This is a genomic window from Paracoccus litorisediminis, assembly GCF_009711205.1.
GTDB classification, from domain to species: Bacteria; Pseudomonadota; Alphaproteobacteria; order Rhodobacterales; family Rhodobacteraceae; genus Paracoccus; species Paracoccus litorisediminis.
In genome coordinates, this window is record NZ_WMIG01000002.1 from 445,440 (window position 1) to 469,717 (window position 24,278).

24 protein-coding genes are annotated in these 24,278 nt (G+C 65.6%); 13 read left to right on the forward strand and 11 right to left on the reverse strand.

The features are described 5' to 3' along the window. The first annotated feature begins 18 nt into the window (after nt 1-18). The 5 genes from ugpA to GL300_RS07595 are packed head-to-tail and all read left to right on the forward strand — an operon-like array spanning nt 19 to nt 4,485. On the forward strand, nt 19-900 hold the full coding sequence (gene ugpA, locus GL300_RS07575; RefSeq protein WP_155038993.1) for a sn-glycerol-3-phosphate ABC transporter permease UgpA: 882 nt from the start codon (nt 19-21) through the stop codon (nt 898-900). Continuing rightward, a complete protein-coding gene (ugpE, locus tag GL300_RS07580; RefSeq protein ID WP_155038994.1) occupies nt 893-1,762 on the forward strand; it encodes a sn-glycerol-3-phosphate ABC transporter permease UgpE in 870 nt (289 codons plus the stop codon). Before ugpA ends, ugpE begins: the two co-directional genes overlap by 8 nt. Next, entirely contained in the window at nt 1,763-2,827 is a 1,065-nt protein-coding gene (locus tag GL300_RS07585) for a sn-glycerol-3-phosphate import ATP-binding protein UgpC (protein WP_155038995.1), read from the forward strand. A 54-nt stretch (nt 2,828-2,881) separates the two neighbouring features. Then, nucleotides 2,882-3,490, forward strand: a complete 609-nt coding sequence (locus GL300_RS07590; protein WP_155038996.1) for a TetR/AcrR family transcriptional regulator — start codon at nt 2,882-2,884, stop codon at nt 3,488-3,490. A gap of 20 nt (nt 3,491-3,510) precedes the next feature. Beyond that, nucleotides 3,511-4,485 (forward strand): zinc-binding dehydrogenase, encoded by a 975-nt coding sequence (locus GL300_RS07595; RefSeq protein ID WP_155038997.1) that lies wholly within the window; start codon nt 3,511-3,513, stop codon nt 4,483-4,485. Here GL300_RS07595 and GL300_RS07600 read toward each other — a convergent pair. Next, nucleotides 4,482-5,414 carry a pirin family protein gene (locus tag GL300_RS07600; RefSeq protein ID WP_155038998.1) on the reverse strand — a complete coding sequence of 311 codons (933 nt, stop codon included), beginning with the start codon at nt 5,412-5,414 and terminating at the stop codon, nt 4,482-4,484. The genes GL300_RS07595 and GL300_RS07600 overlap by 4 nt on opposite strands. Before the next feature lie 91 nt (nt 5,415-5,505). Here GL300_RS07600 and GL300_RS07605 point away from each other — a divergent pair, with 91 nt between their 5' ends. From GL300_RS07605 to GL300_RS07615, 3 genes are read left to right on the forward strand one after another with little or no spacing between them, the layout of a single operon-like run. Further along, nucleotides 5,506-6,231 carry an energy-coupling factor ABC transporter ATP-binding protein gene (locus tag GL300_RS07605; RefSeq protein ID WP_155038999.1) on the forward strand — a complete coding sequence of 242 codons (726 nt, stop codon included), beginning with the start codon at nt 5,506-5,508 and terminating at the stop codon, nt 6,229-6,231. Beyond that, nucleotides 6,206-6,820 (forward strand): energy-coupling factor transporter transmembrane component T family protein, encoded by a 615-nt coding sequence (locus tag GL300_RS07610; RefSeq protein WP_155039000.1) that lies wholly within the window; start codon nt 6,206-6,208, stop codon nt 6,818-6,820. The genes GL300_RS07605 and GL300_RS07610 overlap by 26 nt, the downstream gene beginning before the upstream one ends. 1 nt (nt 6,821) lies before the next feature. Further along, entirely contained in the window at nt 6,822-7,373 is a 552-nt protein-coding gene (locus GL300_RS07615; RefSeq protein WP_155039001.1) for a biotin transporter BioY, read from the forward strand. A gap of 42 nt (nt 7,374-7,415) precedes the next feature. On the opposite strand, the gene kynU is transcribed toward GL300_RS07615, so the two are convergent. Together kynU and GL300_RS07625 are read right to left on the reverse strand one after the other, a co-directional pair. Further along, nucleotides 7,416-8,663 carry a kynureninase gene (gene kynU / locus GL300_RS07620; RefSeq protein ID WP_155039002.1) on the reverse strand — a complete coding sequence of 416 codons (1,248 nt, stop codon included), beginning with the start codon at nt 8,661-8,663 and terminating at the stop codon, nt 7,416-7,418. Between the two features lie 65 nt (nt 8,664-8,728). Continuing rightward, the gene (locus GL300_RS07625; protein WP_155039003.1) at nt 8,729-9,379 is read right to left on the reverse strand and encodes a carbonic anhydrase; all 651 of its coding nucleotides are present in this window, start codon (nt 9,377-9,379) and stop codon (nt 8,729-8,731) included. 139 nt (nt 9,380-9,518) lie between these two features. Here GL300_RS07625 and GL300_RS07630 point away from each other — a divergent pair, with 139 nt between their 5' ends. The 5 genes from GL300_RS07630 to GL300_RS07650 all read left to right on the forward strand — a co-directional run bounded on the left by GL300_RS07630 (nt 9,519) and on the right by GL300_RS07650 (nt 14,560). Next, the gene (locus tag GL300_RS07630) at nt 9,519-9,896 is read left to right on the forward strand and encodes a hypothetical protein (protein WP_155039004.1); all 378 of its coding nucleotides are present in this window, start codon (nt 9,519-9,521) and stop codon (nt 9,894-9,896) included. A 70-nt stretch (nt 9,897-9,966) separates the two neighbouring features. Then, a complete protein-coding gene (locus GL300_RS07635) occupies nt 9,967-11,361 on the forward strand; it encodes a leucyl aminopeptidase family protein (protein ID WP_155039005.1) in 1,395 nt (464 codons plus the stop codon). Beyond that, entirely contained in the window at nt 11,358-12,224 is an 867-nt protein-coding gene (locus GL300_RS07640) for a C40 family peptidase (RefSeq protein WP_170297620.1), read from the forward strand. Before GL300_RS07635 ends, GL300_RS07640 begins: the two co-directional genes overlap by 4 nt. Nucleotides 12,225-12,252: 28 nt before the next feature. Then, nucleotides 12,253-13,305 (forward strand): saccharopine dehydrogenase, encoded by a 1,053-nt coding sequence (locus GL300_RS07645; protein WP_155039006.1) that lies wholly within the window; start codon nt 12,253-12,255, stop codon nt 13,303-13,305. A gap of 70 nt (nt 13,306-13,375) precedes the next feature. Further along, nucleotides 13,376-14,560 (forward strand): PQQ-dependent sugar dehydrogenase, encoded by a 1,185-nt coding sequence (locus GL300_RS07650; protein ID WP_170297621.1) that lies wholly within the window; start codon nt 13,376-13,378, stop codon nt 14,558-14,560. On the opposite strand, the gene GL300_RS07655 is transcribed toward GL300_RS07650, so the two are convergent. The 8 genes from GL300_RS07655 to GL300_RS07690 all read right to left on the reverse strand — a co-directional run bounded on the left by GL300_RS07655 (nt 14,561) and on the right by GL300_RS07690 (nt 24,270). Beyond that, nucleotides 14,561-14,932, reverse strand: coding sequence for a DUF3775 domain-containing protein (locus tag GL300_RS07655; protein WP_155039008.1), 372 nt, complete (start codon nt 14,930-14,932; stop codon nt 14,561-14,563). It lies immediately after the preceding gene. Between the two features lie 49 nt (nt 14,933-14,981). After that, nucleotides 14,982-16,793, reverse strand: coding sequence for a DNA mismatch repair endonuclease MutL (gene mutL, locus GL300_RS07660; RefSeq protein ID WP_155039009.1), 1,812 nt, complete (start codon nt 16,791-16,793; stop codon nt 14,982-14,984). A gap of 43 nt (nt 16,794-16,836) precedes the next feature. After that, nucleotides 16,837-18,150 carry a M16 family metallopeptidase gene (locus tag GL300_RS07665; RefSeq protein WP_155039010.1) on the reverse strand — a complete coding sequence of 438 codons (1,314 nt, stop codon included), beginning with the start codon at nt 18,148-18,150 and terminating at the stop codon, nt 16,837-16,839. Continuing rightward, nucleotides 18,147-19,568, reverse strand: a complete 1,422-nt coding sequence (locus GL300_RS07670; RefSeq protein ID WP_155039011.1) for a M16 family metallopeptidase — start codon at nt 19,566-19,568, stop codon at nt 18,147-18,149. The genes GL300_RS07665 and GL300_RS07670 overlap by 4 nt, the downstream gene beginning before the upstream one ends. Before the next feature lie 99 nt (nt 19,569-19,667). Next, a complete protein-coding gene (locus GL300_RS07675) occupies nt 19,668-20,231 on the reverse strand; it encodes a DUF3035 domain-containing protein (protein WP_155039012.1) in 564 nt (187 codons plus the stop codon). Nucleotides 20,232-20,263: 32 nt separating this feature from the next. Next, nucleotides 20,264-20,992 (reverse strand): signal peptidase II, encoded by a 729-nt coding sequence (lspA, locus tag GL300_RS07680; protein WP_155039013.1) that lies wholly within the window; start codon nt 20,990-20,992, stop codon nt 20,264-20,266. A gap of 5 nt (nt 20,993-20,997) precedes the next feature. Continuing rightward, a complete protein-coding gene (purH, locus tag GL300_RS07685; RefSeq protein ID WP_155039014.1) occupies nt 20,998-22,587 on the reverse strand; it encodes a bifunctional phosphoribosylaminoimidazolecarboxamide formyltransferase/IMP cyclohydrolase in 1,590 nt (529 codons plus the stop codon). Nucleotides 22,588-22,623: 36 nt separating this feature from the next. Next, complete coding sequence (locus tag GL300_RS07690) at nt 22,624-24,270, reverse strand: heparinase II/III family protein (RefSeq protein WP_155039015.1); 1,647 nt, start codon at nt 24,268-24,270, stop codon at nt 22,624-22,626. Nucleotides 24,271-24,278 lie beyond the last annotated feature (8 nt).

Consider the following 24,278-nt stretch of genomic DNA (forward strand, 5'->3'; position numbering starts at 1 on the left):
ACCGACAAGGGGGGACGGATGAGACGCACGGTCTTTCCGCACAGGCTGCTGCCCTGGCTTTTGCTGGCACCACAGCTTGCGATTACGCTGATCTTTTTCTACTGGCCCGCCGCGCAGGCGTTCCGGCAATCCATGCTGAAAGAGGACCCTTTCGGGCTAAGTTCGACCTTTGTCGGCTTGGCGAATTTCCGGAAGGTGCTGAGCGATCCGAATTACCTGAACTCGGTGCAGGTGACGGCGGTTTTTTCGGCCTCGGTCGCGTTTTTGGCGATGTCGATTGCGCTGTTTCTGGCGGTGCAGGCGGAAAAGATCATTCGCGGCAAAGGCTTCTATCGCACGTTGATGATCTGGCCCTATGCCGTTGCGCCCGCCATCGCCGGGATGCTGTGGCTGTTCATGTTCAATCCCAGCTTCGGGACCTTGGCCCGCCCGTTGCGGGTCATGGGCATCAACTGGAATCCGCTGTTGAATGCCGATCACGCGATGATTCTGATCATCGCCGCCGCGACATGGAAGCAGATCAGCTATAACTTCCTGTTCTTCGTCGCGGGACTGCAGGCCATCCCCCGCTCACTGCTGGAAGCCGCCGCCATCGATGGCGCGAGCCGCCGGCACAGCTTCTGGACCATTACCTTTCCGCTGCTGGCGCCTACGACATTCTTCCTGCTGGTGGTGAACACGGTCTATGCACTGTTCGACACCTTCGGGATCATCCATGCCGTGACCGGAGGCGGGCCTGGCAAGGCCACGGAAACGCTGGTCTACAAGGTCTATAACGACGGCTTCGTGAACCTGATCATGGGCGAATCCGCCGCGCAATCAGTGATCCTGATGGTGATCGTGATCGCGCTGACCGCGTTCCAGTTCCGCTTCATCGAACGGAGGGTGCATTATGGCTGAAGCACCCGACAGCCCCATCGCCGCCCGCGCAAGCGAAAGGCTGATTGCGCATTTCTGGATGGTGCTGGGCGTGATCGTGGTGGCCTTTCCGGTCTATTACGTCTTCATCGCCTCGACCCATACGACCCAGACCATCCTGCGCCCGCCCCTGCCGCTGATCCCCGGCCCCGAGGCCGCCGCCAATTACCGCGACGCCTTCAGCGGCGGGGTCAGCCGGATCGGCGGCGTCAGCCTGTGGCGGCTGCTGGCCAACACCACCATCGTCGCGCTGGGGATCGCGCTGGGGAAAATCGCGATCAGCATGGCCTCGGCCTATGCGATCGTGTTCTTTCGCTTTCCGCTGCGCATGGTGTGTTTCTGGCTGATCTTCATCACGCTGATGCTGCCGGTCGAGGTCCGAATCCAGCCCACCTACAAGGTCATGGTCGATCTGGGGCTAATCGACACCTATCCGGGCCTGATCCTGCCGCTGATCGCCTCGGCCACGGCGACGCTGCTGTTCCGGCAGTTCTTCATGACCATTCCCGATGAGCTGCTTGAGGCCGCACGGGTGGATGGTGCCGGGCCGTGGCGGTTCTTTCGCGACATCTTGTGGCCGCTGTCGCTGACCAATGTCGCGGCGATCTTCGTCATCCAGTTCATCTATGGCTGGACGCAATATCTGTGGCCGTTGCTGGTCACGAATTCCAACGAAATGAACACCATCGTCATCGCGCTGAAGAAGATGATCTCTTTTGCGGATGCCGATACGCCCTGGAACCTGGTGATGGTCACATCCGTGCTGGCCATCCTGCCGCCGATCCTTGTGGTCGTGCTGATGCAGCGCTGGTTCGTCAAGGGTTTGGTCGAGACGGAGAAATAAATGGCCCGCATCCTTCTGAACGACGTCCGCAAAAGCTATTCCGGAAATCAGGTCATCCATGGCATCAGCATCGACATTCCCGATGGCGAATTCGTGGTGATCGTCGGCCCTTCGGGCTGCGGCAAGTCCACGCTGCTGCGTATGGTCGCCGGGCTTGAGGCGATCACCTCGGGGACGCTGGAAATCGGCGGCAAGGTGGTCAACGACCTTGAACCGCGCGAGCGCGACATCGCCATGGTCTTCCAGAATTACGCGCTTTATCCCCACATGTCGGTGCGCGAGAACATGGCCTATGGGCTGAAGATCGCGAAAATGCCCAAGGATCAGATCGAGGCGCAGGTGGCCAAAGCCGCCCGCATGTTGGAACTGGAACCCTATCTGGACCGCAAGCCCCGCGCCTTGTCCGGCGGCCAGCGCCAGCGGGTCGCCATGGGCCGGGCCTTGGTGCGTGAGCCTTCGGCCTTTCTGCTTGATGAGCCGCTGTCCAATCTGGATGCCAAGCTGCGGGTGCAGATGCGGTTGCAGATCAAAGAGATGCATCTGCGCACCGGCCAGACCACGCTTTACGTCACCCATGATCAGGTCGAGGCGATGACCTTGGCCGACCGCCTGATCGTGATGAACAAGGGCGTGGCCGAACAGATCGCGACCCCGCTGGAGGTCTATCAGACCCCGGCCACGGAATTCGTCGCAGGTTTCATCGGCTCTCCGGCGATGAACATCTTCACGGTCGAGGCCGAGGCGGGCGGCGTCACCCTGCCCGGCGGTCATCGCCTGCCCTTGTCCGGCCTGCCTGCGGGCAGCCTGCGGCTGGGCCTGCGTCCCGAGCATCTGAATCTGGCCGAGACCGGGCAGCCCGCAATCCCGGTCGATCTGCGCTCGGTCGAGCGTTTGGGCGCGGATGCCTTTGGCTATGGGGTGATCGCGGGATCGGACGCCGCCATGACCCTGCGCCTGCCCGGCACGACGCAAGCGCAACGCGGTGACCGGGTCGATGTCGCGCCCGATCCGCAGCATCTGCATGTCTTCGACCCCACGGACGGGCGGAGGTTGGAAAATTTCTAGACGACTGGTCTATTCTTACTAGACGACCGGTCTATTCGTTCCTATATGCCGGTCATGAACGCACCGACCAAGACCGAATCCACCCGTCTGACCATCCTGAAAACCGGCCACGCGCTGGTGCAAAGGAAGGGTTTCGCCGCCCTTGGCCTGCAGGAGATCCTTGCGGCCTCGGGTGTGCCCAAGGGCAGTTTCTACCATTATTTCGCCTCGAAAGAGGCCTTCGGCGTCGCGCTGCTGCAGCGCTACATCGAGGATTACGGCCAGAAGCTGGATTCGCTGCTGACCGAAGGCACCGGTCGCGCCCGTCTGATGCGCTATTTCCAGGGCTGGCTGGCCGAGGATGCCACCGCAGGCCAGCCCGGCTGGGCCGAGGATTGCATCGTCGTCAAGCTGGCCGCCGAGGTCTCTGACCTGTCCGAAGACATGCGCCACGTCCTGAGCGACGGAACCGAGGCGCTGGTCGCCCGGCTGGCCGATGTGATCCGCGACGGGCGCAAGGACGGCTCGCTTCCGCAGGGCACCAAGCCCAAGGCATTGGCCCAGACGCTTTACCAGATGTGGCTGGGGGCGGCGCTGCTTTCCCGTTTGACCCGCAGCTCCGCGCCGCTTGAGCGCGCCCTTACCGCAACCGAGCGCCTGCTGGATTGCGGACCCCACGAATGAACATATCCAAGGAGATTGCCATGCGCAGTGCCATCCATTCGACTTTCGGTGAACCCGCCGATGTCCTGACCGCCGCCGACAGCCCGATCCCGGAACCCGCCGAAGGTCAGGTCCGCATTCGCACCATTCTGTCCTCGATCCACAACCACGATCTGGTCACCGTGCGCGGCGTCTATGGCTACAAGCCCGAACTGCCCGCCATCGGCGGCACCGAGGCTGTCGGCACCGTCGACGCGGTCGGTCCCGGCGTCACCGGCCTGACCATCGGCCAGCGCATTGCCGTCGCCGGAGTCCACGGCACCTGGGCCGAGTATTTCGTGGCTCCCGCGCATTCGGTGGTGCCGCTGCCCGACGCGATCAGCGACGAACAGGGCGCGCAACTCATCGCCATGCCCTTCAGCTCGCTTACGCTGCTGGAGTTCCTGAAGCTGGAAAAGGGCGACTGGATCATCCTGAACGCCGCCAATGGTGCGGTCGGCAAGGCCGTGTCCATGCTGGGCGCCGCGCGCGGCATCAATGTCATCAGCCTTGTCCGCCGCGAGGAAACCATCGCCGAACTGGCCGAACTGGGCATCACCAATGTCGTCGCCTCGACCGAGGGCTGGCAGGACCGTGTCCGCGCGCTGACCGACGGTGCCTCGATCCGCGCAGGTGTCGATTCCATCGGCGGCAAGGCCAGCGGCGAGTTGCTAAGCGTGCTGGGCGATGACAGCGTGCTGGTCTCATTCGGGTCGATGACCGGAGAGCCGATGATCGTGGACGCGGGCGACCTAATCTACAAGCAAGCAGTGGTCAAGGGCTACTGGGCGTCCAAGGTGGCGGTCGCACTTGGCCCCGAGGGCATGGCACGGCTGATCGCCGAACTGATGGGTCTGGTGATCCAGGGCGCGGTGAAGCTGCCGGTCGAAGGCATCTACAGCTTCGACCAGATTGGGGATGCCGTGCGCGCCTCGCTTGCTCCGGGCAAGGCGGGCAAGGTGCTGCTGCGCCCTTAAGGCAGCGGAATGAACTCGTCATGGTCGGTGGGTGGCAGGTGGAACAGCCCCTGCCCCCAATTCGCGGCGGCCCATTCCTGCTTGGCGTGCTCGATCCGCTCCTGTGACGAGGCGACGAAGTTCCACCAGATATAGCGGGGCCCGTTCAGGGTCTCGCCCCCCAGCGCCATGATGCGCGCACCCTGCGCGCCACCTGCGACGGTAATCTTGTCCCCCGGCCGGAACACCATCATCCGCCCCGCCGGAAACTCCTGCCCCGAGATCAGCACCGAGCCCTGGGTCACATAGATGCCGCGATCCTCATGGTCGTCGGGCAGCGGGAAGCGCGCACCGGGGTCCAGAGCCACATCCAGATAGAACGTGTCCGAATACATGGTCGCAGGCGCAGTCTCGCCATAGGCGCGGCCAAGGATCAGCCGCGCATGGATGCCGCCATCGGTGAAATCGGGCAGGCGGTTTTTTTCGTGATGCTCAAAGACCGGGTCGATATCCTCATGGCTTTCGGGCAGGGCGATCCATGTCTGGATGCCGAACAGCGAATGCGGTCCCTTGCGGCCCTGCGCGCTGGTGCGTTCGGAATGTGTGACGCCCTTGCCCGCCACCATCCAGTTGACCGCGCCGGGCAGGATCACCTGATCGGTGCCGATGCTGTCGCGGTGGTGGAAATCGCCCTGATACAGATAGGTGACCGTGCCCAGCCCGATATGCGGATGCGGACGGATATCGACGCCCTGGCCAGTCAGGAATTCAGCCGGACCGGCCTGATCGAAGAAGATGAATGGCCCGACCATCTGCCGTTTCGGCGCGGGAAGCGCACGCATCACCTCGAAGGCGCCAAGGTCACGGGCGCGCGGGATGATCAGGGTCTCGATGCTGTCCAGCGAGACCTGATCGGGACATCCGGGTTCGAGTGCGGGATTCCAGCTCATGCGACCCTCCTTGGGTGATGCGGGTTTCAACCGGCTACAAAGATGTTAGAGGGGTTCGCGATTCTGACAAACCGTCTCGTGAGGCGAATGCATGCAAGCCGGTTCCGGCATCCAGATTCAGGGCCTGTCCCACGCCATCGGCCCGCGCCGGATCCTGCAGGGGATCACGCTGCGGCTGGACGCGCCCCGCATCGGCATCATCGGCCGCAACGGTTCCGGCAAAAGCACGCTGGCGCGGCTGCTGGCCGGGCTGGTCGCCCCTTCGGAAGGGCGCGTGCTGATCGAAGGCGTCGATGTCTGCAAGGACCGCCGCGCCGCCATCGCCACCGTCGGCATCCTGTTCCAGAACCCCGAGCATCAGATCATCTTTCCCACCGTGCTTGAGGAAATCTGCTTTGGCCTGCGCCAGATGGGCCGCAGCAAGCTGGAAGCGCGCGACGCCGCACAAGCGACGCTGGCCCGCTTCGGCAAGTCCCATTGGATCGACGCCACCACCGAGGCGCTGTCTCAGGGGCAGAAGCATCTGCTGTGCATGATGGCGGTGACGGCAATGCAGCCGCGCTGGCTGATCCTTGATGAGCCCTTTGCCGGGCTGGACATCCCGACCCGGATGCAGCTGACCCGCCATCTGGAGAGCAGCGGTGCCAATATCCTGCATATCTCGCATGATCCGCGCGATCTGGCGGGCTACGGCCATGTCTGCTGGCTGGATCAGGGCCAGATCCGGGCCGAGGACGGTCCCGACCTGCTGGCCGAGTTCGAAGCCGCGATGATCCGGGAAGGGGCAGGCGATGATCTCGCTGACCTCGCCGGTTAGGACCCGCGCGCATGGCTGGCCCGCGGGGGCCAAGCTGCTGGCGCTGGCATGCGCAACGACCGCGCTGTTCCTGCTGCAGCCGCTTTGGGCGCAGGCAATGGTGCTGGCGCTGACGCTGGTGCTTTATGCTTTGCCGGGGCGACATTTTCTCGGCCACGGGCTGCGGCAAATACGGGTGATCTGGCCCTTTGTCGCGCTGCTGCTGGTCTGGCACGCCTTCGCCGGCAACTGGCCCGAGGGCATCCGCACCGCCCTGCGCATGGTCGCGGCTTTGGCACTGGCCAATCTGGTGACGATGACCACCAGCCTTGGCGACATGACCGATCTGCTGCATCGCCTGCTGGCACCGCTGCGTCGGATCGGACTGCCGGTCGGCGTGATCGAATCCGCCATCCCGCTGGTCATCCGCTTCACCCCAGTCCTGATCGGCAAGGGCCGGATGCTGCTGGAGGCATGGCGGGCACGCTCGCCCCGCCGGGCGAATTGGCATATCGTCCTGCCAATGGCGCTTCTGGCGCTGGACGATGCGGATCATCTGGCCGAAGCGTTGCGGGCGCGCGGCGGCCTGAATCCCCTCACGGAGGAGTGACATGGAAAGAAACGTCGCACAGATCGCGCTTTTCGCGGCGCTGATCGCAGCACTTGGGCTGGTCCCCAAGATAACCCTGGCCTTTGGCGTGCCGATCACGGCGCAGGGCATGGGTATCATGCTTGCCGGGGCCATGCTGGGCGCGAAGCGCGGCTTCCTGTCGGTGATGCTGTTCCTGCTGCTGGTCGCCATCGGCCTGCCGCTTCTGGCCGGAGGCCGCGGCGGTCTTGCGGTCTTTGCCGGACCGACCGCGGGCTTCCTTGTGGGTTTCCCCATCGCAGCCTTTGTGACCGGATGGTTCGTCGAACATGCCCGCCTGCGCCATGTGGGGCTGCGCGCCTTCATCGGCGCGGTGCTGGGTGGCGTCGTCGTGCTTTACGCTTTCGGCATTGTCGGCATGTCGCTCAGCCTGGGAAAAAGCATCAGCGAATGCACCATGCTGATGGCGATCTTCATTCCGGGCGACCTGCTGAAAGCCGCCATCACCGGCATGCTGGTCGCGGCCATCGCCAAGGCGCGCCCGCGGGCCCTTGGCTGGACCGCCAACGCCTGAAAGACATCGGGCCTGTCCGGTTCCGGGCAGGCCCTTTCACGTTCAGGTCACGGCAGCGCGCACCGCGAAGCGCGCCTCGCGCCATTCCTCGGTCTGCAGCACGTCGCGCAGTACATCCGCCGCATGGGCGACATCGGCATGGCTGAGGTAAAGCGGCGCAAAGCCGAAGCGCAGGATGTCGGGCGCACGGAAATCCCCGATCACGCCCCGCGCGATCAGCGCCTGCATGACGGCATAGGCATTCTCATGCGCAAAGGCGACCTGACTGCCACGCTGCGCGGACTCGCGCGGGGTCTGCAGGGTCAGCCCCAACCCGGCGCATTGCCCCTCGACCAGCTCGATGAACAGATCGGTCAGCGACAGGCTTTTCGCGCGCAGGGCCTGCATGTCGACCTGATCCCAGATGTCCAGCGCGCCTTTCAGCGCCCGCAGCGACAGGACCGGCTGGGTGCCGCATTGAAAGCGGCGAATGCCCGGATCGCCCGCATAGCCGGTCTCAAAGGCAAAGGGCCGGGCATGGCCCCACCAACCGCTCAGCGGCTGCGCGACCTGCCCCAGATGGCGGCTAGCGGCATAAAGGAAGGCTGGCGCGCCGGGCCCGCCATTCAGGTATTTGTAGCTGCAACCGACCGCGAAATCGGCATTCGAGGCATCCAGTTCGACCGGCAGCGCCCCCGCCGAATGGCAAAGATCCCAGACCACCAGCGCACCCGAGGCGTGGATCTTGCGGGTCAGCGCCGCCATGTCGCGCAATTCGCCGCTGCGGTAATTCACGTGATTGACCAGCACCACGGCGACACGCTCGTCCAGCAGATCCTCGATCCGGGAGGCGTCGCGGCCTTCCAGCCGCAGGCTCATGCCGGGCAGGGCCGAGATCACCCCCTCGGCCATGTACAGGTCGGTCGGAAAGCTGCCCGCCTCGGCCACGATCACGTCGCGACCCGGCCGCAGCCCGATCGCCGCATGCAGCGCCTTGTAGATATTGATCGAGGTGGTGTCCGTGACCACCACCTGCCCCGCTGCCGCCCCGATCAGCCGACCGATCCGGTCGCCCAGTTCCACCGGCAGATCGAACCAGCCGGCGCTGTTCCAGCTGCGGATCAGGTCGCGCGACCATTCATCACGGGCGGCAACCTGCAAGGCCGCCAAGGCGTCGATACTGGCCGCGCCCAGCGAATTCCCATCCAGATAGACTTCACCCTTGGTTAGCAGGAAGCGTTCGCGCAATGCGGCCAGCGGGTCAGCCGCGTCCATGCGGGCAATGTCATCGGAGGAAGGCAGCGCGGTCATGGGACGTCCTTTCGGCTGGTACAGCACTGCCATACCAGCCTTGACGGCCCGGCAACAAGTCCGGCTCAGCCGACCAGAGCGAAGCTGTCGGTTTCCGGGCTGTATTCCAGCAGCGTGCCCTCGGCGATGTCGTGGATGACGCCATGCAGCGACAGGTTCCCGGCCTCGACATTCTCGCGGATGAAGGGGAAGGTCATCAGGTTTTCCAGCGAGATCAGCACCGCCTGCCGTTCCAGCTCGGCGACCTGATCGGCCTCGGGCAGTTCGCTGACACGCTGGTAACCGGGGCGCAGGATGTCCATCCAGCGACCGACAAAGCTGGTCTTTTCCTCAAGCTCGGGAGCGTGACCGGAACACATTGCATGGCAACCCGCGACACCGCCGCAACCGGTATGCCCCACAATCACCAGATGCGCGACCTTGAGCGCATTGACCGCATATTCCACCGCCGCCGAGGTCCCGTGCTGCTGGCCGTCGGGCAGATAGGGCGGCACCAGATTGGCGATATTGCGGTGAATAAAGAACTCGCCCGTATCCGCGCCAAAGATCGAGGTGACATGCACCCGCGAATCGCAGCAGGCGATGACCATGGCGCGCGGATGCTGCCCGCCTTCGGCAAGGCGGCGATACCAGCTGCGGTTTTCATTGAATGCGGTGGCGCGCCAGCCCTGATAGCGCTGGACGAGGTAATGGGGCAGCGGTCGGGCCTGTTTCATGACATCCTCTTCTACCGTTTGGCACGTCATACAGCCCGAACCGATAAAGTTCGAGAGGTTTAGCCCGATCGTCTCAACCATTTCTTGATGGATTGATGACAGTTTGCCTGCCAGCGACAAGGCTGTTCCTGGTGGTTCGATGGTAAAGATAGCAAGGCTTTCGGTCGAAGAGCGCGTGACGATAGACCGGCGCAGGCTGGAAGGAATCGTCCAGGAACTGGGCGAAACCACCGCGTCCGAGGTGATCGGCGCGGCGTTGGAGCAGATGGCATTGGCCCTCAGCCGCACGCTGCTGGCAGTGGGACAGGGGGATCTGGCCGGGGTCGCGCGCGATGCCGACCGACTGTCGCGTCTGGCCTGGCAGATGGGGTTGGTCACGCTGGCTGGGGTGGCCATCGATGTCGGACGCTGCGCGGAGCATCGCGACGTTGCCGCTTTGGTCGCAACCTCGGCCCGGCTGATGCGGATCGGGAACCAGTCCCTGACCTGTGTCTGGGACCGGCCCGCGCCGGAATAGCCGAACGGGCTTGCGATGCGCTTCCCGCGCGTTACCTTGCCTAGCAAGACTAGGACCAAGGCCCATGCACATGCCCGAACTTCCCGAATTCGCCGCCCCCTCTGACGCCGCGCTGCATCTGTGGCTTGTCCGCCCCGGAACCGACGGGCCGGATCTGCCACCCGAGACCACGCCCGCCGCCGCCGCATGGGCCAAGGCGCAAGGATTTGCAGGAAAGGCCGGGCAGCTTTGCCTGCTTCCCACGCCTGACGGCGGCATCGCTGGCGCGCTTTACGGCATCGGCCCGCAGTCAAAGGGCCGCGACCGCTACCTGCTGGCCAAGGCCGCCGAATCTCTGCCCAAGGGCGACTGGTATCTGGCCAACCGGCCCGAGGGGCTGGACCTAGCGACCGGCGCGCTTGGCTGGCTGTTCGCGCAATACCGCTTCACCCGTTACCGCAAGGCCGAGGTCCCGGCGGCGCGGCTGGTCTGCCCCGAGGGCGTCGATGCGCAGCGCGTGCTGGCCTTGGCTGCCGGCGAATATCTGGCACGCGACCTGATCAACACGCCCGCCTCGGATATGGGGCCGGAGGATCTGGAACGCGCGGCCCGCGATCTGGCCGCCCGTCACGGGGCCACGGTCACCGTCATCGCCGGCGACGATCTGCTGGCGCAGAATTTCCCGATGATCCATGCCGTCGGACGGGCGGGCGCGCAGGCGCCGCGCTTGATTGACCTGCGCTTCCCCGGCGAAGGCCCGATGCTGACGCTGGTCGGCAAAGGGGTCTGCTTTGACACCGGCGGGCTGGACATCAAACCGCCCTCGTCGATGGGGCTGATGAAAAAGGACATGGGCGGCGCGGCGAATGTGCTGGGCCTGTCCGAGACACTGGCCCGTCTGGGCCTGACTGCGGGGATGCGGCTGCGCGTACTGATCCCGGCGGTCGAAAACGCCATTGCGGGCAATGCTTTCCGCCCCGGCGACATCCTGACCAGCCGCAAGGGCCTGACGGTCGAGGTGAACAATACCGATGCCGAGGGCCGTTTGGTTCTGGGCGACGCGCTGGCCCTTGCCGATGAGGAAGCGCCCGCGCTGCTGATCTCGATGGCGACGCTGACCGGCGCGGCGCGGGTGGCACTGGGGCCGGACCTGCCGCCCTTCTTCTGCGACGATGACAGCGTGGCGCAAAGCGTTCATGATGCAGGGCGCGACCATGCCGATCCGGTCTGGCGCCTGCCCTTCTGGGAGCCCTATGAATCGATGATCGAGCCGGGCATCGCCGATCTGGACAATGCGCCCGGCGGCGGCTTCGCCGGGGCGATCACCGCCGCCCTGTTCCTGCGCCGCTTTACCGAGAAAGCCGGGAATTACATCCATTTCGACATCTATGGCTGGCAACCCAGCGCTGCTCCCGGTCGTCCCAAGGGTGGCGCGGGCCAGGGCATGCGCGCCATCCTGAACGCCCTGCCGGAGATCCTGAAATGACCGACGCCATCCTGACCCGCCCCACCGATCGCCGCCTGACGCCGGCGACCGATCGCGTCGCGCTGGACAGTCTGCGCGGCGTGCTGGAGCGTCCGGCCTATGTGGCGGGTCGGCTGATGCGGCTGGGGGTGCCGCTGGCCGATCTGTGCCGCGCCCCGTCCGGTGCGCGCGACCGTCAGGTGAATTTCGGCGTCGATCTGCTGGTGGTGGACGAACAGGAAGGCTGGGCCTTTGTCCAGTCGCAAGCGGATGGCTATTGCGGCTGGCTGCGCGCCGAAGCGCTTGGCCCGGCGGATCATCCGATCACGCATCGGGTCAGCGCCCCCGCGACCCATATCTACCCGGAAGCGAACATGAAACTGCGCGAAACCGGGATGCTGTCCATGGGCGCGCGTCTGTCGGTGACCGAAATCGACAAGGGCTTTGCCCGTCTGGCCGCGGGTGGCTGGGTACCGGCGCAGCATCTGACCCAGACCCCGGCCAGCGATCCGGCGGCGGTAGCGGAAACGCTGATCGGCACCCCCTATCTGTGGGGCGGCAACAGCCGTTCGGGGATTGATTGCTCGGGTCTGGCCCAAGCTGCGCTCTCGGCTTGCGCCGTTGCCTGCCCCGGCGACAGCGACATGCAGCAGGATGCCTTCCCGCTGGTTCAGGGCGATATCCGCCGCAATGACCTGCTGTTCTGGCCCGGCCATGTCGCGCTGGCGCTGGATGCCGACCGCATGATCCATGCCACGGCCTTCAGCATGAATGTCGTGATCGAGCCCATCCAATCGGCAATCGCGCGCATCGACGCGGCAGGTCAGGGGCCGTTCCGCGGTGCCCGTCGCCCGCCGCTTGAAGCAAGGGCGACCTTTCCCTAACCGGGCGAAAACAGCAAAGGGGGCGGCAATGGTGCATCTATGGGTTCGATCCGAAAGCCGCCCCAATGAACGGCGAGTCGGCATTACGCCCGAGGGTGTCGGCACCCTGATCGCGCAAGGCTTTCGCGTCACGGTCGAGGACAGTCCACATCGCATCCTGCCGACCCGCGACTATGCCGCCGCGGGTGCCGAGATCGCGCCCGAGGGCAGCTGGCCGGATGCCCCCGCCGACGCGATCATCTATGGCCTGAAGGAACTGCCGGAAACCGGCACACCCCTGCTGCATCGCCATATCATGTTCGGCCACGCCTATAAGGGGCAGCCCGCCGGACTGGAGTTGCTGCGCCGTTTCCGGGCCGGCGGCGGACTGCTTTATGATCTTGAATACCTGACCGGAGCCGACGGGCGTCGACTGGCGGCCTTTGGCTATTGGGCGGGCTTTGCCGGAGCGGCAGTGTCGCTCAAGGCTTGGGCGGCGCAGAAGCGCGGCGGCATCTGCGGACCGGTCAGCACCTTTGCCTCGCAAACGGTGATGTGCGACGCGATCAGGGCCGAGATCGACGCAACCGGCCTGCCCCGTCCGCGCGCCATCGTGATTGGCGCGCTCGGTCGGGTCGGCAGCGGAGCCTCGGACCTGCTGACGCGGATGGGAGTCGCGGTCACGAAATGGGACATGGCCGAGACGGCAGGCGGCGGCCCCTATCCGCAGATCCTGATGCATGACCTGTTCATCAACTGCATTCTTGCCCAGCCCGGCGCGCCGGTCTTCATCGATCAGGACGCCTTGTCTCCGGCGCGGATTTTGTCGGTCATCGGCGATGTCGCCTGCGACCCGACCAGCGAGTTCAACCCGATCAAGGTCTATGACCGGGTAACCGACTGGGCGCAGCCGGCCCTGCGCGTGGCCGATCCGCCGCTGGACGTGATGGCGATCGACAACCTGCCCTCGCTGCTGCCGCTGGAAAGCTCGGTGGATTTCGCGGGTCAGATCCTGCCGGTTCTGGCGACGCTCGACCGCATCGATCAGGACGCATGGGGCCGGGCCGAGGCGTTGTTTCAGCACCATCTGGCCCGGCTCTGACGGAATCGTCAGGGAACGCCCGCGCCGCGCATCGGGTTTGGCCATGAAGCCCTTGCGACGGAGCCTGACGATGAAACGCCGAAGCCTGATCGCCCTGCTGGCCGCCATGGTGGCCGGTCCCGCATTTGCCCAGCAGATGAACAGCGCCCCACCCAATGCCGCCGGGCAGAGCCCGGCCTTTCAGGGCCAGACGCGCGCGCCGGAATTGCAGGACGGAATTCACGTGAAACAGCAAAGCGTGATCTCGGGGCTGGAGAACCCCTGGGGTATGGCGCTGTTGCCGGATGGCAGTTGGCTGATCACCGAAAAACCGGGCCGGATGCGGCTTTTCGCAGACGGCAAGCTGTCGGAACCGCTGGCCGGCCTGCCCAAGGTCGACACCCGCAAGCAGGGCGGCCTGCTGGATGTCGCCGTCGCCCCGGATTTCGCCCAGACCCGCCGCATCTGGTGGAGCTTTGCCGAGACCCGCGAGGGCGGCAAGACCTCGACCTCGGTGGCGACCGGGACGCTTTCTGCCGATGGCACTAGGATCGAAGGGGCCAAGGTGATCTTCCGGCAAGAGCCGGCATGGGAATCGACCATGCATTACGGCTCTCGGCTGGTGTTCGACCAACAGGGCGGGCTGTTCGTGACGACGGGAGAGCGTTCGCTGCCAAAGGCCCGGCAACTGGCGCAGGACGTGAATACCCATCTGGGCAAGGTGCTGCGGATCGACCCGATGACCGGGCGCGGGCTCAGCGGCAATCCCTTTGCCAATGGCGGCGGCCAGCCCGAGATCTGGTCCTGGGGACATCGCAACCTGCAGGCCGCTGCGCTGGACGCCGAGGGTCGGCTATGGACGGTAGAACACGGCCCCAAGGGCGGGGATGAGCTGAACATGCCGCTGGCTGGTCGCAATTACGGCTGGCCGATCATCACCTATGGCGAGGATTACAGCGGCAAAGCGATTGGCAAGGGCATCACCCAGCAAGAAGGTATGGAGCAGCCGGTCTATTACTGGGACCCGGTGATCGCCCCCAGCGGCATGGCCTTTTACGATGGCGCGATGTTTCCCGAAATGCAGGGCGACGCACTGATCGGCGGCTTGCAGGCCAAGGCGCTGGTCCGGCTGAAGATCAAGGACGGCCATGTCATCGGCGAACAGCATCTTGCGCAAGGCATCGGACGGGTGCGCGATGTGGCCATTGCCCCGGATGGCGCAATCATGGTGCTGACCGATGCCGAGGATGGGGCGCTGATCCGGCTGTCGCGCTGATCAGACCGGGTGGTGCAGGTCATCCTCGGCCTCTTCGGGGGAAATCCCCAGCGCCTCCATCCCGGCTTCAAGATAATCGGCCAATTGCGGCTCACCCATCAGGTAAGTCTCGGTGGGCGAGCGGTTCTCGACCTTGGCGGTGTGGATCGCCTCGGCCAGATCCTCGGCACCGAACGTGTCGCGCCCGATCCACATGACGGCGACCAGGCTGGCCTTTTCGTCGTCATTCAGGCTGGCGATGAATTCCGACAGCTCAGTTTCCGTACCCCGCCCGGTCCGCTGGCCGCTATGCGCCCAAGCGTTGACCCCGCTGTCATATTCGCGGGCGCGGATGATGACATGGGCGATCTTGGCGGGGCTGATCTCGAGCATGGAGAAGTCTCCTTTGCGCAAGTGTCGCGCCGCGGCGCGTTCAGGTCAACTAGCGCCCGAACAGCCGTTCGATATCCGACAGCTTCAGCTCGATCCATGTCGGACGGCCATGGTTGCACTGGCCCGATTTCGGGGTGCGCTCCATCTCGCGCAGCAGGGCGTTCATCTCATCCCCGGACATCCGCCGCCCCGATCGGACCGAGCCGTGGCAGGCCATCGAGGACAGCACCGCATCGACCCGCGACCGCAACCGATCTGATGCGCCCTGCTCGGCCAGATCGTCCAGAATATCGCGGATCAGCGCGGGCGCATTGATGCGCGCAATCAGCGCGGGCACCTCGCGCACCGCAATGGCACCGCCACCGAAGGGTTCGATCACCAGCCCAAGTGCAGCCAGCTCATCGGCGATGGACAGGATCTGCTGGGCATCGGCGTCAGACAGCTCGACGATTTCGGGGATCAGCAGGGCTTGGCTGGCGATGCCCTTGGCCTCGGCCTGCGCCTTCAGCCGCTCATAGACCAGCCGCTCATGCGCGGCATGCTGATCGACGATGACGATGCCGTCGGCGGTCTGGGCGATGATCCAGTTTTCATGCAATTGCGCGCGGGCTGCCCCCAAGGGCGCATCAGGTTCGACCACGGTTTCAGGCTCGACCCTTGCCGTCGGCGTTTCGGCGAAACCGGGGGCCTGAAAGGCAAGGCTGGCGGCAATGGCTTGCGCCGAGGGGCGCGGCGCGGACCGATAATCGGCCTGATAGGTGCGCGGGGCCGCTTCGGGTTCGGGCCGCGCAACCGACAGTGCCGCCGTCGCCACCGTAGTCGAGGACCGATGCCCTGCCCCCGCCAGCGCGTGTCGCAGGGCGCTGACCACCAGCCCGCGCGCGATATCGGGTTCGCGGAAGCGCACCTCGGCCTTGGCCGGGTGGACGTTCACATCGACCATATGCGGATCGCAGGTCACGAACAGCACCGCCGCCGGATGCCGCCCCGAGGCCAGAACATCCATGTAACCTGCCCGCAGCGCCCCGGTCAGCAGCTTGTCGCGGACCGGGCGGCCATTGACGAACAGATGCTGCGCCACCGCCGCACCGCGCGAATAGGTCGGCAGCGCCGCAAAGCCGGTCAGGGTGATACCGTCGCGGGTCGCGTCGATGGGCAGGGCATTGTCGATAAACTCGCGCCCCATGATCCGGGTCAGCCGGGTCTGCAACGCATCGAACAACTCGCCCTGTTCGGCATCGGCGCGGAACAGGGTGCGGCCTTCGTCCTCATCGGTCAGGGTGAAGCCGACATAGGGTTCGGCCATGGCAAGGCGGCGGATGACTTCGGCCACGGCCTGCGTTTCCGCCCGATCGGTGCGCAGGAATTTCAGCCGCGCCGGGGTGGCAAAGAACAGGTCGCGCAGTTCTACGACCGTGCCGCGATTGCCAGCAGCGGGCTTGACCGGGGTGATACGCCCGCCGACCACGCCGATCTGCGCGCCGTCAAAGCCCTGCGCGCGGCTGGAAATCGTCAGCCGACCGACAGCGCCAAGGCTGGGCAGGGCCTCGCCACGAAAACCGAAGCTTCGGATGTCCAACAGGTCGCTGCCGTCGATCTTGCTGGTGGCATGGCGCGAGAGCGCCAGAGGCAGATCCTCGGCGGTCATGCCGCAGCCGTCGTCGCTGACCCGGATCAGCCCCTTGCCGCCCTTCGAGATGGCGATGCCGATCCGGCGCGCACCGGCATCAAGCGCGTTCTCGACCAGTTCCTTGACTGCCGAGGCCGGACGCTCGACCACCTCGCCCGCCGCGATGCGGTTGGCCGCGGATTCGTCCAGTTGGCGGATGATGGGGCGCATGTTGGGGGCATGAGAATTCATGCCCCCAGATTTAGCATTTCCTGCCTGCATGGGAAAGGATTCGTCAGTTCGAGGCCTGAATACCCTGCGGCCTGCCGACCAGAACAAAGCGGATCTGGTTGGAATCCAGCAGGCGCCTGGCGACGCGCTGGACATCCTCGGCGGAGACCTTCTCGATCTGGGCGTTACGGGTGTTGACGTAATCGGCGGGCAGGCCGATCAACTGCATCCCGGCCAGAATGCCCGCGATCTTGCCATTGCCGTTGAAGCGCAGGGGATATTCGCCGGTCAGGTAGGTCTTGGCGTCGGTCAGTTCCTTCTCGGTCACCAGAGTCTCACCGAAACGGTCCCATTCCTGCCGGATCAGACCGACGGCCTCGGCGACCTTTTCATTGGCGCTGGCCATGCCGCCAGCCCATGTCTCGCCATAGACGCCATTCGAGAGGCCCGTGCCCACGCCATAGGTCAGCCCGCGCTTTTCTCGGATCTGATCCATCAGCCGCGAGGAGAACCCGCCGCCGCCCAGAATGTGATCGGCGACGAAGGCCGCGAAATAATCGGGGTCCGACATCGGCAGGCCGGGCTGGGCAAAGCTGACCACGGTCTGCGGGCTGTCCCAGTCGAGCACGGTGACGCCGCCGGTCAGTTTCAGTTGCGCCTTTTCCGGCAGCGGGGCCGTGCCCGTTTCAGGCAGGTCGCCAAGGATCTTGTCGATCAGCTTGCCCAGATCCTCGGCATTGATGTCGCCTGCCGCCGCGACGACGACACGGTCGCGCGCCAGAACGCGGTTCTTGGCGTCGATCAAATCGTCGCGGGTCAGGGCTGCGACCGATTCCGCCGTGCCGTTGACCGAGGTCGCATAGGGGTGATCGCCCCAGGACAGCTTGGCCATTTCCTTGCTGGCGATCGAATTCGGATCGGTCGCCTCGCTCATGATCACCGATTGCACCTGCGCGCGAACGCGCTCGACCGCATCAGCGTCAAAACGCGGCTCGGCCAGCGCCTGACGCAGCAATTCGGCGGCTTCGTCGCGGTTCTCGGTCAGGGCGCGACTGCTGACGACCAGCGCGTCATCGCTGACATCGAAGCGGTTCGATGCGCCCAAGGCCTCGATCGCCTCGGCATATTGGACCGAGTCCATCTGCCCCGAGCCTTCTTCCAGCAGCGCGGTCATCAGGTTGATCGCGCCGCGTTTTTCCGGCGCATCAAGGCTGGCCCCGCCCTTGAACATCAGCGAAAGCGCGGTGAAGGGGATCGAGTGGTCCTCGACCAGCCACGCCTTGATCCCGCCCGGAGAGGTGATCTGCTGGATATCGATGGCGCGGGCGGGCAAGGCCGCCAGCGCGACAAAGGCGAATGTGGCAAGCGCGCGGATCATTGGACGACCTCGGTATTGGCGGCATCAGTCGGGACAGGTTGGGCGGCAGCCTCGGCAGCGGGTCCGGGGGCGGCATTGGCGGGGGCCGCTTCGGGCAGCAGCCACGCGGTCACACTGCCCCGGCTTTCCAGCACCAGCTTCGCGGCCTCGCGGATGTCCTCGGCGGTGACTGCACCCAGTACATCGGGCCAGTCGTTCACATCCTCAACCGTCAGCCCGACCGACAGGCCCTGCCCGTAATCATAGGCCCGGCCATGCGCCGAATCCTGAGCATAGATGCGCGAGGCCCGGATCTGGGTCTTGACCCGCTCCAACTGCGCCGCATCCGGCCCGTCCTGCAGGAATTTCGCCAGCGCCGCGTCCAGCGCCGCCTCGGCATCGGCATTGCTGGTGCCAGGCGCGGGAACCAGCGAGATGCCAAAGGTGGTCGGGTCCACGGTCAGCCCGTCATAGGAGGCATCGACGTAAAGCGCCTTGCCGGTCAACACCAGATCACGCGCCAGAACCGAGGTTTGCGCCGATCCGGCCAGCAATTCGGCCAGCACGCTTAGCGCGGCGGCCTGTTTCTGATCGCTGGCATTACGTTCGGGTGCAAGCACGGTGCGGATCAGCACCGGCTGGGGCACGCGCGGATCGCTGCGCTCCATGCGGCGGTCGGCACGCTGCTCAGGCTCCTGCGGGCGGGGCTTGCGGGTGCTGTCCGCCTTGGGCGCGATCGGGCCGTAATATTTCTCGGCCAGTTCCTTGGCCTTTTCGGCGGTGACATCGCCCGCGATGATCAGCACCGCGTCATTCGGGGCATAATGCGCGTCATACCATGCAACGGCGTCGTCGCGGGTCAGCCCCTCCATTTCCTGCCGCCAGCCGATGACCGGGCGGCGATAGGGATGGTTGTAGAACTGGACGGCGCTGCGCTCCTCGCCGAATTGCGCGCCGGGATCGCTGTCGGTGCGCTGCGAGCGTTCCTCAAGGACCACCTGGCGTTCAGCTTTCCAGTCGTCCTCGCCGATCTTCAAATTGGCCATCCGGTCGGATTCCATCTCCATGACCAGCGGCAGGCGATCAGCGGCGATGCGCTGGAAATAGGCGGTGTAGTCATAGCTGGTAAAGGCATTGTCCATGCCGCCATTGGCGGTCACGGTCTTGGACAATTCCCCCGGACCCAGCTTGTCCGTGCCCTTGAACATCAGGTGCTCAAGGTAATGTGCGATGCCCGATTTGCCGGGCTGTTCGTCGGCCGAGCCGATCTTGTACCACAGCATCTGCACGACGACCGGGGCGCGGTGATCCTCGATCACCACAGCCTCAAGGCCGTTATCCAGTTTGAAATGGCTGATTCCCTTGGGCATTTCGGCCAGCGCGGGGGTCGCGGCCAACAGCGCCAGTGCAAGGGGCGAGAGGCGCTTGAGGATAGTCATGGGCAGGCTCCGGTTCCGGGTCGCTGCCAGAAACTGCCCTGTGAGGGCCCGCCGCGCAAGTCAGCAGGCCGTCATCATGCCGTGATCGGGACTGCGCCCTTAGTCCCGCAGCAGGCGATCCGCCGATTCCTGCGCCTCGGGCGGCAGGCCGCCGGTTTCGATGATCGGGGGGGCAGCGGGCAGCAGCACGCCGGTCGGACGCCAGCGCTCCTGCTCGGCCCAGCTGTCCAGCGTCATCGGCTCATAGGCGCGGTAATAGACATCGGTACGGGCAAGGATTTCCAGCGCGCGGCGCGAATTGCGGCTGCGCCATTCGTAATCTTCCTTGGCGGTGGTGATACGGATCGCGGGATCGCGACCAAAGCGCGAGGCGTGGTTGACCAGCGCCCCGTCCGCCGCACCGATACCCTGCTGCGACAGCGCTGCGGGATTACCGCCAAGCGCCGCGACCGCATCGGCCTCGGGGGTGGGATCGGTGATGTTCGTGCCGCCCGGCGTCGGCGAGGGCAGCACGTTCAGATCCGTCGGCATCGACAACGGCTTGGTCGGAAGGATGGCGAATTCATCCGGGCTGGAACGGCCCGTGCTGGTATTCATCAGCTGCGGATCACTGCTGCAGGCGGCCAGCCCCAGCAAGGTCATTGTCACCGCGATCGCCCGCATGTCCCGTCCCTCACATTCTTCTGGCGCTGTTCTTAGCGTGAATTGCCGCCCTCGTCACGGGGCTTGTCGCCCCCTGCCGGATCGTCCAGCGAGAGCTCGCCCTGAGCGGCGCGGCTGGGCGGCTTGGTCGTGGCCCGCGTTGCCGGTTTGACGGCGGCGGGCGGTTTTGCGGCGCCCGACCGCGCGGGCTCGCGTCGTTTCGCCGGGCTTGATTTCGCCTCGGGGGGCTGCAGAACCAACCCCAGCGCGCCGATAAAGATCGCGATATCGGCGACGTTGAAGCTGTAGGGATTCTGCCAGCCGGGCAGCGACATGTTCAGGAAATCCGCGACCGCGCCATACATCAGCCGGTCGATCACGTTCCCCAGCGCGCCGCCGATCAGGAACCCGGCCGAGATCTGCGCCAACCGCGAGGGATTGGCACGCAAGACCCATGCCCCGACCCAGACACAGACCGCGACGGCAATCGCGATCAGCACCCAGCGCATCACGTCGACGTCACTGGAGAACAGGCCGAAATTCATGCCCTGATTCCAGGCCATGCGCAGGTTCAGCCAGGGCGGCAGCACGTCGATCTCGCGCACGCGGTCCAGCTGCAGCAGATGCACGACCAGGTATTTCAGCGCCTGGTCCAGCACAAAGATGATCGCCGCGACCAGCGCCACGCGGCGCCAGACCGGCGTGTTGGGCGCCCGGTTCCGGGCGCCGGCCTTGCGCGGAGCCGTCAGCGCCTTCCGCGGCTTGGGGGTCGCGGGCTGCATCGCCATCAGTGACGGAAATGCCGCTGGCCGGTGAAGACCATGGCCAGACCCAGACGGTCGGCGGCCTCGATCACCTCGGCATCACGCATCGAGCCACCCGGCTGGATCACCGCCTTGGCGCCAGCGGCGGCCAAAGCCTCGATCCCGTCGGCGAAGGGGAAGAACGCGTCCGACGACACTGCCGATCCGATGGTCAGCGGCTGGTCCAGACCCAGCGCCTCGGCCATGTCCTCGGATTTGCGCTTGCCGATGCGGGTCGAATCGACCCGGCTCATCTGGCCCGCACCAACGCCGACAGTCGCGCCATCCTTGACATAGACGATGGCGTTCGACTTGACGTGCTTGGCGACGGTCCATGCAAACAGCAGGTCGTCGAGTTCCTCGGCCGAGGGCTGGCGTTTGGTCACGACCTTCAGGTCCTCGCGCTTGACGTGGCCATTGTCGCGGCCTTGCACAAGGAAGCCGCCCGCCACCTGACGGAACGAGGTCCCTGCGGCGGTCGGATCGGGCAGGCCGCCGGTGGTCAGCAGGCGCAGGTTTTTCTTCGCGGCAAAGATTTCGCGCGCTTCCTCGGTCGCGTCGGGGGCGATGACGACCTCGGTGAAGATCTCGGTGATGGCGCGGGCGGTGTCAGCGTCCAGCGTGCAGTTCAGCGCGACGATGCCGCCAAAAGCCGAGGTCCGGTCGCAGTCATAGGCACGGCGATAGGCCTCGACGGCGGTGGCGCCACGGGCAACGCCGCAGGGATTGGCGTGCTTGATGATCGCAACAGCCGGTCCACCCGCCGGGTCAAACTCCGCGACCAGCTCGAAGGCCGCGTCGGTGTCGTTGATATTGTTATAGGACAGTTCCTTGCCCTGCCACTGCTTGGCGGTAGCAACACCCGGACGATCCGAGCCGTCCTTGTAGAAGGCCGCCAACTGGTGCGGGTTCTCGCCATAGCGCAGGGTTTGGGCCAGTTCGCCCGAGAAGCTGCGGCGGCGCGGGGTTTCCTCGCCAATGGCCTGTGCCATCCACGCAGACACGGCCGCGTCATAGGCGGCGGTGCGGGCATAGGCGATCTGGGCCTGACGCTGACGGAAGGTGTAGCTGGTCGTGTCGTCGTTGGCGTCGAGTTCGGCCAGCACGGCGGCATAGTCCTGAACGTCGACGACGACGGTGACGAAGGCGTGGTTCTTGGACGCGGCACGGATCATCGCCGGGCCACCAATGTCGATATTCTCGATGCAATCGTCGTAATCGGCGCCCTTGGCGACGGTTTCCTCGAAGGGATACAGGTTGACGACCAGCAGGTCGATCATGCCGATGCCATGCGAATTGGCGGCAGCCATGTGCTCGGCATTGTCGCGCAGCGCCAGCAGGCCACCATGCACGACCGGATGCAGCGTCTTGACGCGGCCGTCCATCATCTCGGGGAAGCCGGTGACCTGCGCCACGTCGATCACCGACAGGCCCGCCTCGCGCAGTGCCTTGGCGGTGCCGCCGGTGGAAAGCAGCTCGACGCCGCGCGACGCAAGCGCGCGGGCAAAGTCGATCAGGCCAGTCTTGTCGGAAACGGAAATCAGCGCGCGTTTCAGCGGAATGCGGTCGGTCATCGGTGGGGCCCCGTCATGGATCGCGAATTTGCCCCGTCACCTAGCGCCGGAACGCGCCAAGGTCCAGCCGATCTGAATGGCGCGGCCCTGCAATCGCGCGGTAAGCACGATCTGGCGCGAAGGCCGAGGCTCGGCAAGGCCGCGATCCAGCAGGCAACTGGCCTCCAGCCGGACCTGTCCGACGCCATCATGGCTGAACTGCCAATGCTCGCCCGTGGGCAGGGTCAGGTCGATCACCTGGCCCAGCTGGCGGGCCTCGATATCGGGATGCAGGTGGAAACGGATGTCGAATCCCAGCCCCTCGGGCGGGCGGGCACGGTCCAGTTGCGACTGGGCGCTGGCATCCAGCGCGGCCAGCGAATCCTCGCCCTGCAGGGCCACCCCGTCGGGGGCCAGCCACAATTCGCGCAGATGGGTCAGCCCGTGACTGTCCAGCCAGCCGTCATGGCCGGACAAAAGATGCGCAGGTTCGGTCGAATGGGCAGGGCCGCAATCGGGCGGGGTAAGATTCCCCAGCGCGTCGCAATCGCCCGCCCAGACCAGCGCCGGACGCTCGGTCAGGATGTCGGGCTCGCCCTCCTGCCGGTTGGGGTTCAGCCGGGATGAGGACAACCCTTCGAGGCAAAGGGCCGAATGGCAGGGCGTCGCGCGGCTGGCCTTGGCCCAAAGCGACCCGAATCCGTCGCCGGGACCTGAATTCACGATCAGCGGCTGGCGGGCCACGGTCAGCTCAAACGCCAGCGTCGAGGCATGCGCCCGCACCGCCGCCGGTCCACCGGGCGGAGGGGCCGCGTCCAGAATCAGCGTCGTGCGCCCCCGCGCCATGCGGGCAAAACCCATGGCCAGCCCATGCACCGGCAGCGCCGCACCCTCGGCCGCGCGCAGGCAGCGGTCCAGACGGCCGGCAGCGCCGCGCCCGCCGCCATGAAAGCTGGGCAGCGACCCGTCGGCATGGCGCAGGCTGCGCAGGATCGGGGCAATCTCGGCAATGATCGCGCGCAGCTCGGCGGGCGATTCCAGCCCGGCTTCGTCCGCGACCTCCTGCGCCCAGACCAGCAGTGCCATCGCCTCAAGCAGGGTTTCCGGCGCGCGCGATTCCGACAGAGTGGCGACGCCCATCGCATCGGCTTCCTCGGCCAAGGCGATCAGCGCAGGACGGGCGACGGCCTGACGGTCACGCAAGGACATCGCCCCGATCGCCAGGCCGGCCAATGCCTCAAGCCGGGGCAGCCCATCGGTGCAGTCATACCAGGTCGCACGCAGATGGGTCAGGTGCTGGTCCAACGAGCGGAAATAGGGCTCGGCCCCGTCGCGGTCGAGGCCGGGCAGGATCATCCCGGCATGAAAGATCCAGTGCAGCACCCGCCGCCCGGCGATCGCAGGCGTCCATTCCGGCGCATCGGCATGTGGAACCCGGTGGCGCTTCAGCCAATGCAGCACGTGATGCTGCGCGACCGAGCGCGCCCGCGGCGAGCCGACCGCCGCCAGATCATCCAGCCAGCCAAAGCCGTGCAATTCCGCCGCAACCGAGGCGGGCATGTCATTGTCCAGAAACTCGCCGGTCAGCGTCAGGCCGCCCAGATGCAGCTTGCCCTCGATGATCTGCTCACCACGGCCGGAATGGCCGATGGCCTTGGGCTCGGGCCGGCGCAGGAAACCCCTTGGGGAAGGCGTGTCGTTCATGGGTGCCG

What these genes read in the sequence shown, in the direction of transcription:
- kynU (WP_155039002.1), bottom strand. Translation starts at nt 8,663, where the DNA reads ATGACCGCGCTGCCTTCCTCCGATGACATTGCCCGCATGGACGCGGCT.
- GL300_RS07655 (WP_155039008.1), bottom strand. Translation starts at nt 14,932, where the DNA reads ATGCTCGAGATCAGCCCCGCCAAGATCGCCCATGTCATCATCCGCGCC.
- GL300_RS07590 (WP_155038996.1), top strand. Translation starts at nt 2,882, where the DNA reads ATGAACGCACCGACCAAGACCGAATCCACCCGTCTGACCATCCTGAAA.
- GL300_RS07635 (WP_155039005.1), top strand. Translation starts at nt 9,967, where the DNA reads ATGCCCGAACTTCCCGAATTCGCCGCCCCCTCTGACGCCGCGCTGCAT.
- ugpE (WP_155038994.1), top strand. Translation starts at nt 893, where the DNA reads ATGGCTGAAGCACCCGACAGCCCCATCGCCGCCCGCGCAAGCGAAAGG.
- lspA (WP_155039013.1), bottom strand. Translation starts at nt 20,992, where the DNA reads ATGCAGCCCGCGACCCCCAAGCCGCGGAAGGCGCTGACGGCTCCGCGC.
- GL300_RS07670 (WP_155039011.1), bottom strand. Translation starts at nt 19,568, where the DNA reads ATGACTATCCTCAAGCGCCTCTCGCCCCTTGCACTGGCGCTGTTGGCC.
- GL300_RS07640 (WP_170297620.1), top strand. Translation starts at nt 11,358, where the DNA reads ATGACCGACGCCATCCTGACCCGCCCCACCGATCGCCGCCTGACGCCG.
- GL300_RS07645 (WP_155039006.1), top strand. Translation starts at nt 12,253, where the DNA reads ATGGTGCATCTATGGGTTCGATCCGAAAGCCGCCCCAATGAACGGCGA.
- GL300_RS07630 (WP_155039004.1), top strand. Translation starts at nt 9,519, where the DNA reads ATGGTAAAGATAGCAAGGCTTTCGGTCGAAGAGCGCGTGACGATAGAC.
- GL300_RS07665 (WP_155039010.1), bottom strand. Translation starts at nt 18,150, where the DNA reads ATGATCCGCGCGCTTGCCACATTCGCCTTTGTCGCGCTGGCGGCCTTG.
- GL300_RS07625 (WP_155039003.1), bottom strand. Translation starts at nt 9,379, where the DNA reads ATGAAACAGGCCCGACCGCTGCCCCATTACCTCGTCCAGCGCTATCAG.
- GL300_RS07585 (WP_155038995.1), top strand. Translation starts at nt 1,763, where the DNA reads ATGGCCCGCATCCTTCTGAACGACGTCCGCAAAAGCTATTCCGGAAAT.
- GL300_RS07690 (WP_155039015.1), bottom strand. Translation starts at nt 24,270, where the DNA reads ATGAACGACACGCCTTCCCCAAGGGGTTTCCTGCGCCGGCCCGAGCCC.
- ugpA (WP_155038993.1), top strand. Translation starts at nt 19, where the DNA reads ATGAGACGCACGGTCTTTCCGCACAGGCTGCTGCCCTGGCTTTTGCTG.
- purH (WP_155039014.1), bottom strand. Translation starts at nt 22,587, where the DNA reads ATGACCGACCGCATTCCGCTGAAACGCGCGCTGATTTCCGTTTCCGAC.
- GL300_RS07610 (WP_155039000.1), top strand. Translation starts at nt 6,206, where the DNA reads ATGATCTCGCTGACCTCGCCGGTTAGGACCCGCGCGCATGGCTGGCCC.
- GL300_RS07650 (WP_170297621.1), top strand. Translation starts at nt 13,376, where the DNA reads ATGAAACGCCGAAGCCTGATCGCCCTGCTGGCCGCCATGGTGGCCGGT.
- mutL (WP_155039009.1), bottom strand. Translation starts at nt 16,793, where the DNA reads ATGAATTCTCATGCCCCCAACATGCGCCCCATCATCCGCCAACTGGAC.
- GL300_RS07615 (WP_155039001.1), top strand. Translation starts at nt 6,822, where the DNA reads ATGGAAAGAAACGTCGCACAGATCGCGCTTTTCGCGGCGCTGATCGCA.
- GL300_RS07605 (WP_155038999.1), top strand. Translation starts at nt 5,506, where the DNA reads ATGCAAGCCGGTTCCGGCATCCAGATTCAGGGCCTGTCCCACGCCATC.
- GL300_RS07675 (WP_155039012.1), bottom strand. Translation starts at nt 20,231, where the DNA reads ATGCGGGCGATCGCGGTGACAATGACCTTGCTGGGGCTGGCCGCCTGC.
- GL300_RS07595 (WP_155038997.1), top strand. Translation starts at nt 3,511, where the DNA reads ATGCGCAGTGCCATCCATTCGACTTTCGGTGAACCCGCCGATGTCCTG.
- GL300_RS07600 (WP_155038998.1), bottom strand. Translation starts at nt 5,414, where the DNA reads ATGAGCTGGAATCCCGCACTCGAACCCGGATGTCCCGATCAGGTCTCG.